The organism is Streptomyces sp. VTCC 41912 (assembly GCF_045799175.1).
GTDB lineage: Bacteria > Actinomycetota > Actinomycetes > Streptomycetales > Streptomycetaceae > Streptomyces > Streptomyces albulus_C.
The window spans coordinates 34,181-52,447 of sequence record NZ_JBJMAB010000017.1; the positions used below are offsets into that span (position 1 = coordinate 34,181).

The 18,267-nt window shown below is 68.2% G+C and carries 14 protein-coding genes; all 14 read right to left on the reverse strand.

From position 1 onward, the window contains the following. Nucleotides 1–5: 5 nt before the first annotated feature. Nucleotides 6–791 (reverse strand): fumarylacetoacetate hydrolase family protein, encoded by a 786-nt coding sequence (locus ACJ6WD_RS23060; protein WP_233659770.1) that lies wholly within the window; start codon nucleotides 789–791, stop codon nucleotides 6–8. A gap of 412 nt (nucleotides 792–1,203) precedes the next feature. After that, entirely contained in the window at nucleotides 1,204–2,463 is a 1,260-nt protein-coding gene (locus ACJ6WD_RS23065) for an ATP-grasp domain-containing protein (RefSeq protein WP_233659769.1), read from the reverse strand. A 178-nt stretch (nucleotides 2,464–2,641) separates the two neighbouring features. Continuing rightward, nucleotides 2,642–3,634 (reverse strand): asparaginase, encoded by a 993-nt coding sequence (locus ACJ6WD_RS23070; RefSeq protein WP_407616423.1) that lies wholly within the window; start codon nucleotides 3,632–3,634, stop codon nucleotides 2,642–2,644. 62 nt (nucleotides 3,635–3,696) lie between these two features. Next, nucleotides 3,697–4,953: an MFS transporter gene (locus ACJ6WD_RS23075; RefSeq protein WP_233659767.1), complete on the reverse strand. Its 1,257-nt coding sequence runs from the start codon at nucleotides 4,951–4,953 to the stop codon at nucleotides 3,697–3,699. 27 nt (nucleotides 4,954–4,980) lie between these two features. Next, the gene (locus tag ACJ6WD_RS23080) at nucleotides 4,981–6,234 is read right to left on the reverse strand and encodes an ATP-grasp domain-containing protein (RefSeq protein ID WP_233659766.1); all 1,254 of its coding nucleotides are present in this window, start codon (nucleotides 6,232–6,234) and stop codon (nucleotides 4,981–4,983) included. A 10-nt stretch (nucleotides 6,235–6,244) separates the two neighbouring features. After that, complete coding sequence (locus tag ACJ6WD_RS23085; protein ID WP_331247202.1) at nucleotides 6,245–7,879, reverse strand: thiamine pyrophosphate-dependent enzyme; 1,635 nt, start codon at nucleotides 7,877–7,879, stop codon at nucleotides 6,245–6,247. Continuing rightward, entirely contained in the window at nucleotides 7,876–9,084 is a 1,209-nt protein-coding gene (locus tag ACJ6WD_RS23090) for a pyridoxal-phosphate dependent enzyme (protein ID WP_016571750.1), read from the reverse strand. The genes ACJ6WD_RS23085 and ACJ6WD_RS23090 overlap by 4 nt, the downstream gene beginning before the upstream one ends. Beyond that, nucleotides 9,084–9,494, reverse strand: coding sequence for a DUF6917 domain-containing protein (locus tag ACJ6WD_RS23095; protein ID WP_376189392.1), 411 nt, complete (start codon nucleotides 9,492–9,494; stop codon nucleotides 9,084–9,086). Before ACJ6WD_RS23095 ends, ACJ6WD_RS23090 begins: the two co-directional genes overlap by 1 nt. 49 nt (nucleotides 9,495–9,543) lie before the next feature. Continuing rightward, a complete protein-coding gene (locus tag ACJ6WD_RS23100) occupies nucleotides 9,544–9,690 on the reverse strand; it encodes a hypothetical protein (protein WP_165479636.1) in 147 nt (48 codons plus the stop codon). Between the two features lie 15 nt (nucleotides 9,691–9,705). Next, nucleotides 9,706–11,544, reverse strand: a complete 1,839-nt coding sequence (locus tag ACJ6WD_RS23105; RefSeq protein ID WP_331247203.1) for a carbamoyltransferase — start codon at nucleotides 11,542–11,544, stop codon at nucleotides 9,706–9,708. Continuing rightward, a complete protein-coding gene (locus ACJ6WD_RS23110; RefSeq protein WP_331247204.1) occupies nucleotides 11,544–13,625 on the reverse strand; it encodes an iron-containing redox enzyme family protein in 2,082 nt (693 codons plus the stop codon). Before ACJ6WD_RS23110 ends, ACJ6WD_RS23105 begins: the two co-directional genes overlap by 1 nt. Before the next feature lie 202 nt (nucleotides 13,626–13,827). Continuing rightward, the gene (locus ACJ6WD_RS23115; protein ID WP_044373751.1) at nucleotides 13,828–14,823 is read right to left on the reverse strand and encodes an SGNH/GDSL hydrolase family protein; all 996 of its coding nucleotides are present in this window, start codon (nucleotides 14,821–14,823) and stop codon (nucleotides 13,828–13,830) included. A gap of 43 nt (nucleotides 14,824–14,866) precedes the next feature. Then, nucleotides 14,867–16,129: an ATP-grasp domain-containing protein gene (locus ACJ6WD_RS23120; protein WP_407616424.1), complete on the reverse strand. Its 1,263-nt coding sequence runs from the start codon at nucleotides 16,127–16,129 to the stop codon at nucleotides 14,867–14,869. A 49-nt stretch (nucleotides 16,130–16,178) separates the two neighbouring features. Next, the gene (gene eno / locus ACJ6WD_RS23125; RefSeq protein ID WP_407616425.1) at nucleotides 16,179–17,465 is read right to left on the reverse strand and encodes a phosphopyruvate hydratase; all 1,287 of its coding nucleotides are present in this window, start codon (nucleotides 17,463–17,465) and stop codon (nucleotides 16,179–16,181) included. Nucleotides 17,466–18,267 lie beyond the last annotated feature (802 nt).

An 18,267-nucleotide genomic window follows, 5' to 3' on the forward strand; every position in this document is an offset into this window, starting at 1 on the left:
GAGGGTCAGTGGGGTGATGCCACGACCGGGTTGCTGAGGGTCCCCACGGACTCGATGTGTACCTCGATTTCGTCACCGACGTTCAGCGCGCCCGCGCCGACCGGCGTGCCGGTCAGCAGAACATCGCCGGGGACGAGGGTCATCACGGCCGTGACCCGCTCGATCAGCCCTGCGATGTCCAGCAGCATCTGGGAGGTGCGGCCCTGCTGGACCACCGTCCCGTTGCGCCGGGCTGTGATCGCGAGGTCTCGGGCGTCGATGCCTGTCACGATCCACGGGCCGAGCGGACAGGATGTGTCGAAGCCCTTGGCGCGCGTCCACTGGCCGTCACTGCGCTGTGCGTCGCGGGCCGTGACGTCGTTGGCGCAGGTGTAACCGAGGACGTAGGACAGGGCCTCGTCCCGCGACACCTGGCGGCAGGTACGACCGATGACCACGGCGAGTTCGGCCTCGAAGGCGATCTCGTCGGAGAACGCCGGCCGGACGATGGGCAGTCCGTCGGCGAGCAGCGCGCTGTGGGGCTTGAGGAACAACGGTGCCTCGCCGGAGCCCGTCTCCGTTCCCGCGTAGTTGCGGCCGATACCCACGATCTTCGCGGTGGCCGGGACGGGCGGCAGCAGCGTCACCTCATGGGCGCCGAGGAGGCGGCCGGTGGACGGACACGCGTCCCAAGAGGGACGGGCACTGTCGAACGGGTCGGTCGACAGCAGGACGTACGCGGTGCCCTGTGGGCCTTCGACGACGCTCGCGTACTGCTCAGCGCCCGCGGTGAGAACTCGGGCCAGTCGCATGGCGGCTTCCTTCGGTGGGGAGTGGGGTGGTCGATGCATCGAACGCGGGGTGAGCGCTCCGCTCGTACGTCCTTGCGGAGACGGGACCGGGAGCAGGCCGGTGCGCCGTGGGACCTCTCCGGGGCCTCGATCTGGCTGCCACGTGCCGTGCGTCGCGTGGCGAGACGTTCGGTGCGCCGGTGGGCACGGAGCGGGCCCTTCGAGCGGCCCGGAGGATGCCGCGCCGGCCGACGTCCCTGGCCGTGCGTCATCACCGCGTCATCGGATCGGTCCCGTCGTCCGTCGGCACGCGGCCTGCTCGGCGCCGATCATGTCGCCGGAAGCGGGGAGCAGGTCGCGGGGGTGGCCGCCGGCCGCCGCCGGGTACCGCAGTGCCCGGAACCACAGCAGCGGCCCAGCGGTGGCCGGCCGTTCACTGAGCCGCCACGTCGATCCGCAGCATGGCACGCAGTTCGTTGAAGCGGGCGTCGAGGCTCGCGGGGTCGTCGGCGGTGAAGAGCACGTGGCCGTGCGCCTGCCCGACGTGCGAGGACTCCTGGACGGTGTCACCCACGCTCTTGTACACCTCGACCTCGACGACACCCTCGGTCGCGCGGGCCTCCTCCACACCGTGGATGGCGGTGATCACGCCGGCCTTCTCGGCGAAGAAACCGAAGAAGGCGGTCGGCCGGGCGGCGCCGGTCCCCTTCAGCTGGGGCTCGCGGTTCAGCGCGACGTCCAGGATGGCGTCCACCATGTCGACGCCGGTGCTGGTGAGCACCGAGGTGTAGACCTGGAGGCCGCCGAGCCGTGCGGCGGTCTCCAGGATGACCGGCTCGCCGTTCGCGGGGATGCGGAACTCGGTGTGCGTGACGGCGGTGCGGATGCCCAGCGCCTCGTGCGCATGGGCCGTCAACTCCACGATCCGGTCCTGGATCTCAGGGGAGAGCTGGGAGGGCGTGCGGAAGAAGACCTCTTGGAAGAAGGGGCCCTGCATCGGCAGCGGCTTGTCGTGGATGGCCACGACCTGGGTCTCTCCGTCACGCACGACGGACTCGACGCTGACCTCGCTGCCCTCGACATAGCCTTCCAACAGCAGTGCCGCGCCGTACTTCGCACGGTCCGCCTGGTGCAGTGGGTCGTAGTCGAAGCCGTCCCAGGCCCCGCCCCGGATCATGTCGAAGTGCTCATCGAGTTCGGCCGCGCTGTTGACGCGGCGCACATACATGCTGCCGCCGCCGATCAGCGGCTTCATCACGAGCGGATAGCCGATGTCCGAACCCAGCTGGCGGGCCTCGTCCAGGGTGTGCGCGAGGCCGAAGCCCGGGCCGGGGACGGAGCCGTGCCGGGCGAACGCGGTACGCATCTCGAACTTGTTGCGGGCGATGTGCGCGGTCTGTTCGGAGATGAACGGCAGATCGAGCGCGGCGGCGACCGCCGCGGCGGCGGGCACGCTGTGCTCGACGAAGGACACGACCGCTTCGATCGGCTCGCTCTCCGAGGCCGCCAGCTCCCGGGCCGCGGCCACCGTCTCCGCGATGCTGCTGGTCTCCGCATCCACCACGCGGTCGACGAACTCCGGCTCCCACGTGGGGCCGTTGACGATCAGCAGCAGCCGCTCACCATGCTGTCGGGCACGGGCGAAGTGCGGCTTGCGGTTGGGAGTGCTGGTGTGCAGGATCAGGACGCTCATGGCAGGTCGGTTCCTCTTTCGGAGTGAGCGGGAAAGCGGGGGCGGGCACAGTGGGCGACACGGTGCGTCGGACGGACACAGGACATCAGAACCGGCCGCGGGCCGGCGAATCGCACCCGGGACGTCTCGACGGACAGCGGTGCCGGACAGCTGTCCGTCGTCCGGTGGTGGTGCGCCCTTACAGCAGCGTGCGCAGGTAGGCGACCGGTCGGCCGCCACCCCACAGCTGCGGCGAGAGCAGCTCCTCCACGGTGCTGCTGGCCGATTCGGGCACCGACAGCCCGCCGAACTCGGTGAACGCCCGCAGCGCCACCGGCATCGAGGCGCGGCTCGCGCCGTCGTCGATCTTCACCGCCACCGCCCCGGCTCGCGGCGCGGCCAGCAGGTGCAGGCCCTCGGCCCCCAACTTCACCAGCAGGCCCGGGACGGCCGTCATCGCCCGAGCGTCGATCTGGTCGGTGCCCTCGACCAACTGCGGGTGGGCGCGCATGGCGTCGGCGACCGCCCGCTCCTGGGTGCCCTCGGGGGCCTCGACCAGACGAGCCATCGCGCGCGCCAGGCCGGTCAGGCTCACGGCGAAGATCGGCACGCCGCACCCGTCGATGCCGGTCGCGGTGACCGGCTCGCCCGACAGCTCCTCGACCACGGACGCGGCCAGCTTCTGCAGCGGGTGGTCGAGTTCCCGGTAGGTCTCGGTGTCCCAGCCGTTGGCCGCACACGCCGCGAGCATCGCCGCGTGCTTGCCCGAGCAGGCCATGTACACCTGCCGCGCCTCGGCTCCGGCGGCGATCAGCGCCCGCTGGGCGGCCGGGTCGCCGGGGAGGTCCGCCGGGCACTGGAGCGCGTCCTGGTTGAGCCCCGCGCCCGACAGGATCGCCTCGACCTGCGCCACGTGGATCGGCTCGCCCCGGTGGCTGGCCGCGGCGACCGCGAGTTCGGCGGCGCTGCCTGGCTTCCACCCCGCGCGCAGCATCGCGACGGCGAGCACCGGCTTGACGGCCGAGCGCGGGAAGACCGGGGAAGCCGCGTCACCGACCGACTTCACCAGTACGCCCGAGGGATCGACGACCGCGACGGAACCGCGGTGGAAACTCTCGACGAAACCGGAACGGACGAGCTCGGCGACGTTGTCCCCGCCACGGTATGCGGCGGCGGAGGGGTTGGGGCTCACTCGGGACACTCCTTGCGAATCGGTGTGATGGCTACGTGGAAACCAGACGGATCAGCTGGCCGTCAGGCCGCGCTGGAAGAATTGTCCGAGGGAACCCCCGGTGCTTTCGGGGCGGCCGGCTCTCGGTAGATGTGCCGGGTGCGCTCGGCCCAGCGCACGGCCGCCGGCTGGGCAAGTCCCGCCACCAGAAAGAGCAGACCCACGATGTACCAGCCCGGTTTCCCCAGTCCGATGCACAGGGAAGTGAGCAGGGCAGGACCGAAGGATTCGGCCAGACCGAGCCCGATCCCGAACACACCGAGATACTGCCCCTGAGAGTGGCTCGGCGCCAGCTCGAAGGAAATCTCGAATCCGCCGGCGGCCTGCCACAATTCGCCGACGCTGTGCACGACGGTGGCGACGACCAGCATGATGACGGCAAACCACGTGGGAACCCCGGCGGACCAGGCAATGGCCACGCACGAGATGAGGAAGGCCACCCCGGACCGGCGCAGGGTGAGTCCTGCCGCCCGGGGGCTGTCGATGCTTTTGCTGGCGCGCACCTGAAAGAGCACGACGATGGCGGTATTGGCGATGACGATGGCCGATATGAGCCAGCGCGGTGCGGATGTCTGACTGACCAGCCACAGCGGAATGGCCACCGTCAGCACCCGGTACTGGATCGACAGAATGCCGTCCAGCAGCGACAGCGCGATGTAAGGGCGGTCCCTCAGGGCCAGCCAGCGCGGTCCTTCCGCCGGAACTTCCGGCGGGACCGGCGGCAGGCAGAGCATGATCGCGGCGGAGGCCAGGAGCAGCACCGCGTTGCCGGCGACGATGAGGAGGTAGGCGCTGCGCGTGTCGGCCTGCGCGGCCCATCCCGCCACCGCGGCCCCCACGGAGATCCCGACATTGGTGACGGATTGGATGTAGGCGCGGAACTCCTGCGGTCGCTTGCCTCCGTAGCGGCGAATGAGCGGGCCGCGCGCGATGAGGCCCGCCCCCTGAGCGGCGGCGGCCAGACTCGCCACCACCAGGAACGGCCAGAAGCTGCTCACCAGGCAGAAGCCCGCCGTCGCGAGGCCGCCGAGCACCAGGCTCGCCACATAGATGCCCCGGGCCCCGCGACGGTCGGCCAGATATCCAGCAAAGATCCCGATAGCCACCGATATGAAACCAGCGACGCTGAGCCCGATACCCACCTGTTTAACGGGAAGGTGTGCCGATCTCGTGAAATACAGCACACCGGAGGTGAGGAATATTCCTTTTCCGATGGTGCCGACCAGCGTCGCAAGTGCCAGTACGCGACGTGGCCTGGTGTCGGGAAGCAGTGGAGACATAGGTGATTACGCAATCTTGCATATTAGTTATCGAACATGGAACTGGAGGGTCTGGTTGATGTTCCGCTGCTTCTCGAGAATGTCCTCACGGGAGTCCCCCGTGAAGATCACGTGCCCGTGCGCCTGCCAGACCCGCGGCGGCACGTCGACCTGCTCGCCGAGCTGGCGGTAGATCATGACCTCCGAGACGCTGTCACTGGCTTCCAGGCTTTCGACTCCGTCGACGGCGACGAGTTCACCGGGCTCCTCCGCGAAATGCAGCGAGAAGCCGACGTGCCGGAACTTCTCGCTGTCCACGACGACATCGGCGTCCGCGCCCAGCGAGACCTTGGTGAGGACCTCGACCATGTCGACGCCGGTCGACAGCAGCACACTCTGGTACACCGGGCCGCCGCCCAGGCGTGCACCGGTCTCCAGGATGTAGGGCTCGCCTGCCGGCGAGACCCGGAACTCGGTGTGCGTGGCGCCCTGGGTGATGCCGAGCCCCTCGTGCGCCAGTGTCGTGAACTTCTTCACCTTCTCCAGCGTCTCGCCCGTCAGCACGGTCGGCGTCGCGTAGAACGTCTCCTCGAAGAACGGGCCGTCCATCGGCGCCGGCTTGTCGTGAACGGCGACGACGGTCGTCTCGCCATTCTGCACATAGCTCTCGACGCTGATCTCATCACCGACGAGGAACTCTTCGAGGAGAATCCCTTCCGAGTACCGCGCCTTGAGGAAGAACAGCGGGTCGTAGTCGAACCCGGCCCAGGCGCCCTGCCGGATCTCCTCGAAATGCTCGGCCAGTTCCTCCGGGCTGTCGACGCGGCGGACGAACATGCTGCCGCCCCCGATGATGGGCTTCATGACCAGGGGGTACTTGATGGTCCGGGCGGCCTCCTGCGCCTCCTCCACCGAGGACGCGAGCGCGAAGCGCGGCTGCGAGATACCCACGGTCTCGAAGGCGCTGCGCATGCTCAGCTTGTCGCGGCTCTTCGCGGCCGTCTCAGGAGAGATGTACGGAAGGCCGAGTTCCGCGGCGACCGCGGCAGCGGCCGGCACGCTGTGCTCGACGAACGCGATCACGCCCGCTATGGGCTCGGACTCTTCCTTCGCGATCTCCACACACCGGGCGACGGTGGCCTGGAGGTTACCGGTGGGCGCGGCGTAGACCGCATCGACGTATTCGAGCTCCCAGCTGGGCTCCTCCACGACGACAATCGCCCGGTGGCCCAGCGCGTGAGCGGTCTCCGCGGCCTTGGCGAGGTGCTTGCGGCGACTCGCGTTGCGGGTGTGCAGGATCATCAGGGTCATTTCAGTGCACCTTTCGAATTGCAATTGCCATGTCCGGCGAGACCTCGTCGACCGACGTGTCCAGCACGAGGACGGCCGGGCCCGGTCGGGAGAAGAAGGACGCGATCTCCGACGCGTCGCGGGCCGGGTCGTCGCAGGCCATCACGGGCAGGCCGATCGCCGCACAGATGGTGGGCCAGTCGATCCGGCGGAAATCCCGGCTGACAGCGGCGGCTCCGTGACGGTGGATGGCGTGTTGGTCGATCAGATTGAGCCGTCCGTTGTCGAGGACGGTGATCTTCACGTTGAGACCGAGGCGCTCGATGGTCTCCAACTCGCCGATGGCCATGGTGAGTCCGCCGTCGCCGACGAGGGTCCACACCGTCGCGTCGGGGCGTGCGACGGCCGCGCCGACGGACGCGGGGATCGCGTAGCCGAGGCTTCCGGTCCCGCGCGGGGTGATGAGTCGCTGCGGCGGCGCCAGGCGCAGCAGCGCGCCGAACCAGCCGCTCGCGACGCTGGCCTCGCCGACGCAGACGTCCCGGTCGGACAGCTCCGCGTTGACCGTCGCCACCAGGGAGGCGGTGCCGGTCTTCGACCAGTCGCCGGCGGTGGCGGTCGACGGACGGGGACCGCCGTAGGACCACTCTCCCAGCTCGCCGGTGAGCAGCTTGAGGCCGCCGGCGATGTCCTCGCGCAGCAGGCAGCCGCGCGCCGGGTCGGCGTCCTCGATCGTCGGGTCGTCGTCGATCCGGACGAGGAACTGGTCGGGCGACGGCCACGCGTACTGGTTGGTCGACTTGTCGCCCATCTTGGAGCCCGCGTAGAGCACGACCTCGCAGCCGCTGATGTACGCGTTCGCGGGCGTGTCGCCCTTCGACCCGACCACCCGGGGAAGGTCGCTGCCGACCTCGGAGAGGACGCCCTTGCCGTTGAGCGTGGTGAACACCGGGATGCCGAACCGGTCGACGAACTCCCGCAGTGCCTCGGCGGCGCCCGCCGCGTGGCAGCCGCCACCGGCGATCAGGGCGACGCTCGCTCCCCTCCTGACCGCTTCTGCGGCCCGCGCGACCGCGCCGCCGACCGTGGCGTCCGTGTCCGTGGGCGCCGTCGCGCCTGCCGCGGCGGACGGCGCATCGAGCAGCGCCGGGTCCGCCTCGGCCTCCAGGACGTCGGGGGCGATCTCCACGACGACCGGACCGCGGCGGGGCCGCTCCGCGAGGGCGAGCGCGGCGTCGATGACGCCCAACGCCCCCCGCTGCTCACGGACCACGTAGACGTGCTTCGCGACGCTGTCGAAGAGCCGCGCGTGCTCGACCTGTCCCGTCGCCCACGGCCTCGGGGTGCTCTTGCTGGGCCCCGAGGTGATCAGCACCAGCGGCGTGCCGCTGTTGTACGCCTCCAGGAGGGCCGGGGTGGCGTAGGGAGAGCCGATGCCCCCCGGGGCGTCGCAGACCGCGACGCCCCCGCTGATCCGGGCGTACGCCTCGGCCGCGTAGGCCGCTCCCCGGGGGCACCGGCCGACGACGTGGGTGAGCTCGTCGCTTCGTTGGAAGGCGGCGTACAGCGAGAGCGAGGTCTCGCCGGGGTAGCCGAAGACCTGGGAGACGCCGTGCTGCGCCAGCCTGCGGGCGATTTCGTCCGCGACCGTGGTCATGAGGCCACGGCCAGGATGTTCGTCGGCGTGGGCAGCATGGGTCGCTCCGCACCGGTGAGGATGACGAGCAGGTCGCTGTCCTCCTTGAGGGAGCCTTCCTGCGCCATCCGCATCGCGCCCGCGAGGCACGCGGCGGCCGCGTAGCAGGCGTCGAAGCCGAGCGACTTCAGCAGCCCCTTGGCCATGTGCATGTCGTGCGTCCGGGCGGCCACCAGGGCGCCGCCCGTGTTGAGGGCCATCGCGCGCAGGTAGGGGTAGGTGTTCGTCGGGTCGCCCCGCTGGATGGCGTGGGCCAGTCCCTCGGGGTTCTCGACGATGTCCTCCTGCGCGATCGCGGCGCGGCCCGCGTTCCACGCGCTGACCATGGGAGCGCAGCTGTCCTCCTGCACGCCGACGAAGGACGGCGTGCTCTCCAGGAGGCCGAGGCGGTTCATCTCCACGGCGCCCTTGTAGCCGCCGAGCAGACCCATGCCGCTGCTGATGGCCTGGAAGACGTGGGTCGGGGCCGACGGCATCTGCTGGTAGGCCTCGATGTAGGACATCTTGAGGCCCTCGCGGCGGGCGTAGTTGAAGAAGCCGCCCTCCCAGAAGTACCCGTTGTCCTCGGCGAACTTCTGGGCTATCGCGCCCGCGCCGACGAAGCTGCCGGCGACGGCGTGCGTGTCGATCTGGGGGTGGTCCGCGTAGTTCAGGCGGTACGCGAACTGCTCGCCCACGAAGATGTGGAGCTTGAAGCCGCGGACCAGGCTCATCGAGTTCGCGTAGGCCATGGAGCTGTTGCCCGTGGAGGCCATCACGAACTCGCGGACGCCGAGGCCCTTGAAGCGGCTCAGGGAGGCCGACGCGATGCGGTCCTTGGTCGAGCGCGTGGGGTTGCGCGTCTCGTCCTTGATGTACACCGAGCGGACGCCGAGGAGGCGGGCCAGCGCGGGCACGTCGGTGCAGGGAGTGTTGCCCTCGCCCAGCCAGGTGATGTGGTCCTCTTCGGCGACGGGCAGGACGTCCTTGTAGCGCCGCAGCGGGTTGGGGTTCGAGTCGAACGCCCCGAACTCCACCCGGTCGAGCGGGTACAGGACGTCGATCGCGCCCTTGCAGGAGGGGCATCGGTGCGCCCTGTCGTCCGTCTCCTTCTCGCAGTCGAGACAGAGGAAGACGGGACGGTCGGCGGGTGTGCGGTTCGCGTAGAGCTTCTGGTAGTCAAACATCAGGATCCCCCGGAATCCTTGTCTTCTCGCGGGCACGTGGTGACGGCCGTTCCGGCCTTCAGTCCGAGTGCGTGGCCGTTTCGGAAGTCCGCGCCCTCGACGAGGATGTTGTAGTGGTTCGGCATGTGGGTTTCGTCGAAGCCGCTGATGGTGCCGAGCGTGCGCCCCTCGCAGACCAGGACGTCGCCGACCGCGAGGACGCCCGACGTCTCGAAGGTGGCGAATCCGTAGTACTCGACGTGGTCGACGGGGTAACGGGGGCCGGGTCCCACGTTGATGAACTCGTGCACCTCACCCGCGCGAATGCACCGGGTCTGCCAGGCCGACGGCTCGATGGCGCGGTCGTGTCGCGTGTGGTCCATCACTGCGGCCCAACGCAGACGTAACGGTTCTCTACTGGTAAACATCATTCCCTGCTTCTCGGAAAGTTCTGTCGGAAAATTCCGTGAGTGAGCGCCGTCAGCGCGGGTTCGCCGCGTACGGCAGGTCCCAGGCCGAGGAACCCTGGTGGAAGCGCGGACCGAAACGGCTCGATCCCCGCAGCCGCCGGTACAGCGAGATCGGAACGAACACCGCGACGAACACCGCGGATGCTGCAAAACGCATGGAGACCATTCCTTGTCAGTCGAGCGGGATCTCGTCGCGCCAGTCGACGGATTCGGCGAACGGCGGCTGGTCGTCCTTGTGCAGGAGGTGGCTGCCGAGGACGAGCACGTCCATCCCGGTGCGCATGAAGCAGCGGTAGGCGTCCTCGGGGGTGTGCACGATGGGCTCGCCGCGCACGTTGAACGACGTGTTCACCAGGACAGGGCAGCCGGTCGCCGCCTTGAAGGCGCTCAGGAGCCGGGCGTACGGGGCGTTGTCGCGCTCGGTGACGGTCTGCACCCTGGCAGAGAGGTCCACGTGCGTGATGGCGGGCAGCTCCGAACGCGCCTCGTTGATGCTGCCCAGGCCGCGGCTTGGCCCGCCGGGCTTCCGCGATGCCTCGGTCTTGATCCGGTCTGCGACCTCGGCGACCACCAGCATGTACGGGCTGTCGCCGACCAGACCGAAGTAGTCCTTGGCGTCCGCGGCGAGGACGGCCGGCGCGAACGGCCGGAACGACTCACGGAACTTGATCTTGAGGTTCATGCGCTTCTGCATGGACTGGTCGCGCGGGTCGCCGATGATCGACCGGGCGCCCAGGGCGCGCGGGCCGAACTCCATGCGCCCCTGGAACCAGCCCACCACGGCGCCCTCGGCCAGGTGGCCGGCCACCTCGTCGTACAGCTTGTCCTGCGGGAACGTGGTGAAGACGTAGCCGTTCTCCTGCAGGAACCTCTCGACCTCGCCGTCGGAGAAGCTCGGCCCGAGCAGCGCGCCGGACATGCCGTCGCCACCGTCGGCCAGGTGCGGCCGACCGTGCGCCGGGACCGAGTGGTCGAGTGCGGCGCCCAGCGCGCAGCCCGCGTCGCCGGCCGCCGGCTGGATCCACAGGTCGTCGACGATGCCGGAGCGGCTGAGCACGCCGTTGGCGACGCAGTTCAGGGCGACGCCGCCGGCCATGACGAGCGCGCGTTCGCCGGTCTGCTCGACCGCCGCCCGCGCCAGGCCCAGCACGATCTCCTCGGTGACCACCTGCACGGAGGCCGCCAAATCGCAGTGCCGCTGCTCCAGTTCGCTCTCCGCGTCCCGGATCGGCGCGCCGAACAGCTCCTCGAAGGCGCGCCCGACCATGCGGCTGCCCTGGTGGAACTCGAAGTACTTCATGTTCAGCGTGAACGAGCCGTCGGGCCGGATGTTCACCAGCTCCCGGCGGATGACGTCCGCGTACCGCGGCTCGCCGTAGGGCGCCAGGCCCATCAGCTTGTACTCGCCGGAGTCGACCTTGAAGCCGCAGTAGTAGGTGAACGCCGAGTACAGCATTCCCACCGAGTGCGGATAGGAGACCGAGTTGACCAGTTCCAGGGAGTTGCCGCGGCCGTGCCAGATCGTGGTCGTCTGCCATTCGCCGACGCCGTCGATCGTGAGCACCGCCGCGTTCTCGAACGGCGAGGGGAAGAACGCCGATGCGGCGTGCGAGCGGTGGTGCTGCGAGGCGACCGCCCGCGGCGCCGCGCCACGCCCCATCGCCACGAGCTCGGCGTCCACGCGCTTCAGCACGTCGCGCTTCCAGCGCCGCCATTCCGGCAGGACGGCCGAGAACGGCCTCAGACCGCGCGGGCCGGCGCTGGCGAACGAGGACAGCACCCGCCCGTACTTCAGCGCCGGGTCCTCGTAGTAGACGACGGCGTCGAGCTCCGCCAGGGATATCCCTGCGTGGTCCAGGCAGTACGCGATCGCGTCCGACGGGAACCCGGAATCGTGCCGGACCCTGCTGAAACGCTCCTGCTGCGCTGCTGCGACGACGACGCCGTCGCGGACCAACGCGGCCGCGCTGTCGTGATAGTAGGCCGAAATTCCCAGCGTATACATGGACATCAGGACACCTCCACCGGTGCGTGGTGGAACAGCGACCCGCCTTGCGATCGAGGTTTCCACGGAGTTGTCAGGAATCGGTCGCCGATCCGGTCGGCGATGGTGGACGACGGCAGCGGGGCGAGCGACTCGTAGCCGATGCGGATCCGCTCCCATTCGGCGGCGGACTCCGCCGGGGTCGACAGCTTCGACACCGTGCGCATGTGGGTGTCGATGGCGTCGGCGGCCCAGGCGGAGTGGCCGGTGGACACGTTGTCGATCGTGTTGTGCAGATCGACGAAGTGCGTGGAGAAGCCGTAGTGCTTCAGGAAGCGCCGGGCGGTGCGGTAGCTGCCGCCGACGCCGGAGAGTTCCATCGCCAGGTTCATGCCGAGGATCTCCGACATGAAGGTGTGCGGCAGCTTGCCCAGGCACAGCCAGTAGACCGGCCGCTCCAGCGACTCCTCCCGGAACCGGGTGTCGTAGGCGAACTCCCGGCTGCCGGTGGGCGCGAGATCGATGCCCATCTCCCGCAGCACGTCACGGTAGATCTTGGGGTGGTTGAGCTCGATGTCACCGTTGCCCAGCTCGTCCCAGTACGTCTCGAACAGCGGGAAGCCGTACCGGGAGGTGGCGAGCCCCGCGTCGGTGAAGCCCTGCAGCCACGAACCGTCGATCAGCGTCAGCGGCGCCAGTTGCAGGGTCTCGTCGATGACCTGCTCGCGGGTCGGCAGGTCGCCGGACCTGCCGGTCTCGAACTCGACACCGTGCTTGTCGTGCATGTCCAGCAGCCAGGGACGCAGTCCGGCGGACGTCCACCGCTCGGGCAGCGAACGGTCCGTGCGGCCCAGCGACCGCTTCGCCCGGGCCAGCCAGCGGTTCACGTACCGGAGGGCGAAGTCGCGGGTGCCCGGGGCCAGCACGCGCCCCTGGAGCACGAAGTACGCCTCGCGGATGTCGGCCGGCACCACGCCCTCCTCGGCCGTCCGGTCCAGGAGGCCCGGAGCCAGCGCGCCCGGGACCCGCGCGGCCGACGGCGGCACGGGCTCCGGCTCGGAGTCGGCCAGCGAGTCGATCCACTTCGAGATCACCTCGACGTCGTCGGCCGAGAAGACCCGGAACATCGGGCCCTTCGGGCCGATCAGGCCGTTGACCAGCGAGCTGCGCTCGGCGTTGCCCGGCTTGACCATGCGGGTCGCGGCCAGCTCCGTCAGCAGCGGCCCCGGGTCGGTCTTCGCCTGCTTCAGCAGCTCGGAGAGCGTCTCTCCGCCGCCCATCCGGAAGTTCTGGTGGTAGACGGCGCCTTCCCGGGCCCGCTCCCGAATGAGTTGTTCCATCGCACGCTGCGGGTGCAGCGCGGCGCGGGCCTCGTCGAGCAGCAGCTCGTTCCATGACCGCAGGGCGTCGAGCATCCAGGCCGCGCCGAACGCGACCTGGCGGCGCGCGGCCTCGTCAGTCGCGCAGAACCTCTCGGCCACGCCACGCGAGACGTCCAGGGGCGCCGCGATGTCGGTGGCCCCGGTGGACCGCGCCAGGTCCAGGCGCGCCCACTCGGCCGGGGCGCCCTCGCCCGCGCGAAGCGCCTCCCAGCAGGGGAGCATGCCGACGGAGCGCAGCACCACATCGATCCCGGCGATCAGCGGCGCGAACGCGTCGCTGCGCCGGCTGACCGCGAACAAGGCCGCGGGCAGCGCGAACATGTGGTCCCGGACCGACCGCTCGGCGGCCAGTTCGTCGGCGTCCACGGCCAGTTCGGGACGGCCGTACTGCGTCGCGAGGACCTTGAACGCGTCGTAGCGCGACGAGCGGGGCCCGCCGACGCCGATGTCGTCGGCGAAGAGGGCCAGGATCGTGAGGTGGACCTCGTCCTCGAAGACCCCGGGCGCGCTCATGCCCTGGAGCCAGGCCCCGAGCGTCGAGGCGAAGGGCCCGGACTGGCGGAGCAGCGCGTGCGCCAGGGTCTCCGATGCCTCGGTGCGGTCGGCGGAGTCAGTCAACTCCCGGTAGGCGCTGCCCTGTTCGTTCCGCCACGAGGAAGCCTCGTCGAGCGTGACGGACAGGTGCGGAGGGTCGGTCTCGGGATCGACAGACGCGACCTCGGCCATGAGTGTCTGGATTGCGGTGGTGCCCAGAAATAACTCTGGGTCGACACACCGGCGGTACGTCTCACGCCACATTGGATGCTCTCTTGCTGTACTCGACCGGCCTCAGAACATCGGGTAAATGGACGCGTCCGGCTTCTTGGACTTCTTCCGGCCGAAAATTCGGGCTATCAAGGATTTGATGAACGACATGCGGGGCTCCAGGTTAGATGTTTTCCAGGACCTTACTGGCGACGAAATCATGACCATGGTCCGTCAGATGGATCCGATCGATGAACAGCCACTGGTCCTGCTGGGCGGACTCGGCCAGGACGGGGCTGAAGTTGACGAAGTCGATGCCCATCTCCTTCGCACCCTGCTCCAGCATCGCCGCGTAATCGATATTCACCTGGCGGCTCAGAATATCGCCGTACATCGCGGCGAAACCGCCGTGCTGCTCAAGCTCGTCGAAGATGAGTTCCTCTTCCCGACTGCCCTTGTCGCGCACCCAGCCCGACAGCGGCTGAAGAATGTAGGTGATCTTCGCGTCCCACGTGGAGGCCAGGGCCTTCCAGCCGCTCAGGTGCCGCAGCGTGAGGTCGGCGGCGTAGGCGAGCTGCTCGTCGATGCTCGGCGCGGCCGGCGCGGGCGCTTCCTTCTGCCGCCGCAGCAGGCCGCGCATCGAGGACTTCGTCTTCGCGTGCTGCGCGAAGATGTCCTGGTACGTCGTGTACTGGAAGAAGGTGCCGTGGTCCTCCTCCCGCATCTGCGGCATGCGGGCCAGGCTCAGGTTGTTGAACCCGGAGAACAGCACGATCTCGTCCACCTTCGGCAGCAGGTGGCGGTAGAGCGTGAGCAGGAGGAGTTCCTGTGTCGAGTTGAAGCTGCGGCCACCGAAGTTGAGCCAGGTGCCAGGTCTGTCGTCGTGGGCGTTCAGCCGCGAGGGAAGCGTCCAGGCATCGGAGCTGGCACCGATACCGAAGACGGTGGAACTGCCGGCCAGGAGCCGTACCGAATCGGCGTCTCCCTGGTCGGCCACCGAATAGTTGCGGCCGCCGTCCGTAGCGTACCGGAAACCGATCGAGTCGGTGTTCACCACGTCCGAACGATGCGATTGCGGGTGGAAGAAGAGGAGATGCGGGAGCCAGCGGATCTCGCCCTTGCTCGTGAATTTCTCCTCATAGCCCGCAAGATACGGTGCCAGTTCGTTCCTGATTTTCACTGATAACTCCTCAGGCGATACGCCCCGAACCTTGTCGAGAACATTATTCGATCTCGATCCTGACGGACTTCACAAGCTCGTCGAAGGTCTCGACGAGTCCGTCGTCACTGTCGGCGGTGAAGATCACATGGCCGTGCGACTGCCAGACGCGCGGCGGAACATCGACAGCGTCCCCCACCTTCCGGTAGAGCGAGAGCTCCTGCACACGGGGATTGCGGCCGGCTTCCTCCACCCCGCTGATCCCGCTGATCCGACCGGCCTTCTCCGCGAAGAACAGGTAGAAACCAGCAGGCGTGGGTTGAGGTTTGGGAGTGAGATCAGGTGTCCGGCCGGACGCCACATCGAGTACCGCCGCCACCATGTCGACCCCGGTGCTCAGCAGAACCGACTGGTAGACCGGCCCGCCGCCGAGTCGCGCCGCCGTCTCCAGGATCTTCGGCGTGCCGTCGCTCTGGATCCGGAACTCCGTGTGAACGGCGCCTGTCTCGATGCCGACGGCCCGGTGCGAGGCGGCGGTTGACTCGATGATCCGCTCCTGCACCTCCGCCGGCAGCCGGCTGGGCGTCGTGTAGTGCACGTCGACGAAGTAGGGGCCCTCCATGGGGGCGGGCTTGTCATGGATGGCGACCACGTGGGCCCGACCATCGACGACGATCGACTCGACGCTGACCTCCGCGCCCGGTAAGTACTCCTCTAGCAAGATGGCCGAGTTGTACGTTTCCACCATCCACGCGTACAGCGGGTTGTGCGCGATTCCGGACCAGGCGCCACGCTGCACCACCGGAAAGTGCTCGGTGAGTTCGGCGACGCTGTCCACTCGCCGGAAGTAGCCGGTGTCGTTGTCGATGAGCGGCTTGAGTACCAGAGGGAAGCCGATGCGGGCGGCCTGCGTCACGGCCTCGTCGAGCGTCCGGGCCAGTCCGTAGACCGGCTGCGGCACGTTGCCCGAGGCGAAGGACTCGCGCATGGCGTACTTGTCGCGCACCTTGCGCGCCACCTGTTCGCCGACGAAGGGAAGTCCCAGGTCGGCAGCGACCGCAGCGGCGGCAGGCACACTGTGCCCGACGAACGCCGCGACGGCCCGAATGGGTTCCGGCTCGGACGCCGCTAACGCGCGCGCCGCAGCGACCGTGGCCTCGATGTCCGAGGTGTCCACCGACACCGCGACGTCGGCGAACTCCTTCTCCCAGGTTAAATCCTTCACCAAGAGAAGAAGCCGGTCCCCGTTCTTCTTCGCGTACTCTGCGGCTTTCGCCAAGTGACCGCGACGGCTGGCGTTGGATTTGTGGAGTACGAGAATGCTCATGCCCTGCATCTCTTTCCGTGCACGACGACCCCGGCCGTGGCTACCGGGCTCAGCTGATGCTGCCGTTGAAGAACTTCGCTCCGCCGTAGACCGACTCGGATCCCAACTCTTCCTCGATCCGGATCAGTTGGTTGTACTTGGCCGTCCGGTCGGCGCGCGACAGCGAACCGGTCTTGATCTGACCGCAGTTGAGGGCGACCGCGAGGTCGGCGATGGTCGTGTCCTCGGTCTCGCCCGAGCGGTGCGACATCACGACGGAGTAGCCGGCACGGAAGGCCGTGTTCGCGGTGTCCAGCATTTCGGTCAGGGTGCCGATCTGGTTCACCTTGACCAGGATCGAGTTCGCGATGTCCCGGTCGATACCGTCCTGGAGCAAGCGGACATTGGTGCAGAAGACGTCGTCGCCGACCAACTGGCAGGTGGAGCCGATGGCGTCGGTGAGGTACTTCCAGCCCTCGAAGTCGTCCTGGGCCATGCCGTCTTCGATCGACACGATCGGGAATCGGGACGTCAGGTCGGCGAGGTAGTCGGCGTGCTCGGTCACCGACCGGACGCGGTTCTCGCCCGCGTAGTGGTAGACCCCGTCGCGGTAGAACTCGGAGGAAGCCGGGTCCAGCAGCAGCGCCACGTCGTGACCGGGCCGGAAACCGGCCTTTTCGATGGATTTGACGATGAATTCGAGCGCCTCGTCCGCCGTGGCCAGATCGGGTGCGAATCCGCCCTCATCACCGACGTTGGTGTTGTGGCCCGAAGCCCGGAGGAGGTCTCGCAGGGTATGGAAGACCTCTGAGCCGATACGGACCGCCTCGGCCATCGAGGTCGCACCCACCGGCGCGACCATGAATTCCTGGAAATCCAGCGCATTATCGGCGTGGGCACCGCCATTGATGATATTGATCATCGGGGTGGGAAGAACATGCGCGAAAGTGCCGCCGACATAACGGTACAGAGGCATCTTGTGCGACGCTGCCGCGGCCTTGGCGATCGCGAGTGAAACGCCCAGCGTCGCGTTGGCGCCGAGGCGTCCCTTGTTCTCCGTCCCGTCGAGCTCGACCATCAGTCGGTCGACGGCGGACTGCGCGTCAGCCGGGAGCCCACGCACCGCCTGCGCGATTTCTCCGTTCACTGCGGCAACCGCGCGCGTGACGCCCTTTCCCCGGAAACGGGCGGGGTCGGAGTCGCGGAGTTCGACCGCTTCCCGGGTGCCAGTCGAGGCGCCGGAGGGCACCGCGGCCCTGCCCAGGGAGCCGTCGGCCAGGCGAACGTCGACCTCGACAGTGGGGTTTCCACGGCTATCGACGATTTCGCGCGCTAACACGCCAGTAATATCAGACATTCCACTCCTACGCTGCGTCTCACATTTTCATGCTGGGTGAGTCACTACATAGCATTGCTGCCGCGGCGCGCCAAAGGGCACGCTGCGCTGCAAAGCCGCTCGGTTGGCATCGAGCAGGACGCTATTTACCTGGGAAGAAACTACGGAACTACGCCGTAGCGACCATCAACCGACCGGATTGCTTCTCACCGAGTCGCATCTGCCTGTTGCGCAAAGAATCCGCCAAGAGAGTCCGTCGACCATACGGTCTGCGCCGTGGACAACAGATCTCCGTGCCCCGATAGATTCACGAAGAATTTTGGTGAATCGCGAACACCATCCGGTTGGACGACTTCCGGCACCTCCAACACGCGCCCGCAACGAAACTCAGGCAACTGCATGGGAGACGAATGCGCCCTTCCACATTGAAGGGACTGCTCCTATTCCCCCGCGCTACGGCTCCAGGTGGCCGCGCGGTTGCAATCTAACCACACGCCCCCCTGAGCAAGACAGTGCGTGCGGGGTTTCCTTCCTGACGCATCGCAAGGTGAAGAGTGAAGATGACCTTGACAACCACGGAGATGGCAACCCTCCCCACGGACGCCTACCCAACTCACTCAACTCCGTTGAGAACGCGCCGTGTGCGCGCCGGTAGACGGCCTGGTTGCGCCGGTGTGCAGAGCGTCGACGCTCACGACCGCCTCGGCCACACCCACCCCTCCAGGACGGTGCCCGCGCTCGTCTCCCGTACGCGGGCGATCCACGAGATCAACGCGTCAGCCAGGGCAGCACCGTCGATGCCGCGCCAGGCGCGGCCCGGCGT

Bases quoted from the DNA above. Each gene is read 5' to 3' on its own strand.
- ACJ6WD_RS23120 (WP_407616424.1), bottom strand. From the start codon at position 16,129: ATGAGCATTCTCGTACTCCACAAATCCAACGCCAGCCGTCGCGGTCAC.
- ACJ6WD_RS23100 (WP_165479636.1), bottom strand. From the start codon at position 9,690: ATGCGTTTTGCAGCATCCGCGGTGTTCGTCGCGGTGTTCGTTCCGATC.
- ACJ6WD_RS23080 (WP_233659766.1), bottom strand. From the start codon at position 6,234: ATGATCCTGCACACCCGCAACGCGAGTCGCCGCAAGCACCTCGCCAAG.
- ACJ6WD_RS23075 (WP_233659767.1), bottom strand. From the start codon at position 4,953: ATGTCTCCACTGCTTCCCGACACCAGGCCACGTCGCGTACTGGCACTT.
- ACJ6WD_RS23110 (WP_331247204.1), bottom strand. From the start codon at position 13,625: ATGGCCGAGGTCGCGTCTGTCGATCCCGAGACCGACCCTCCGCACCTG.
- ACJ6WD_RS23085 (WP_331247202.1), bottom strand. From the start codon at position 7,879: ATGACCACGGTCGCGGACGAAATCGCCCGCAGGCTGGCGCAGCACGGC.
- ACJ6WD_RS23060 (WP_233659770.1), bottom strand. From the start codon at position 791: ATGCGACTGGCCCGAGTTCTCACCGCGGGCGCTGAGCAGTACGCGAGC.
- ACJ6WD_RS23105 (WP_331247203.1), bottom strand. From the start codon at position 11,544: ATGTCCATGTATACGCTGGGAATTTCGGCCTACTATCACGACAGCGCG.
- eno (WP_407616425.1), bottom strand. From the start codon at position 17,465: ATGTCTGATATTACTGGCGTGTTAGCGCGCGAAATCGTCGATAGCCGT.
- ACJ6WD_RS23090 (WP_016571750.1), bottom strand. From the start codon at position 9,084: ATGTTTGACTACCAGAAGCTCTACGCGAACCGCACACCCGCCGACCGT.
- ACJ6WD_RS23095 (WP_376189392.1), bottom strand. From the start codon at position 9,494: ATGATGTTTACCAGTAGAGAACCGTTACGTCTGCGTTGGGCCGCAGTG.
- ACJ6WD_RS23065 (WP_233659769.1), bottom strand. From the start codon at position 2,463: ATGAGCGTCCTGATCCTGCACACCAGCACTCCCAACCGCAAGCCGCAC.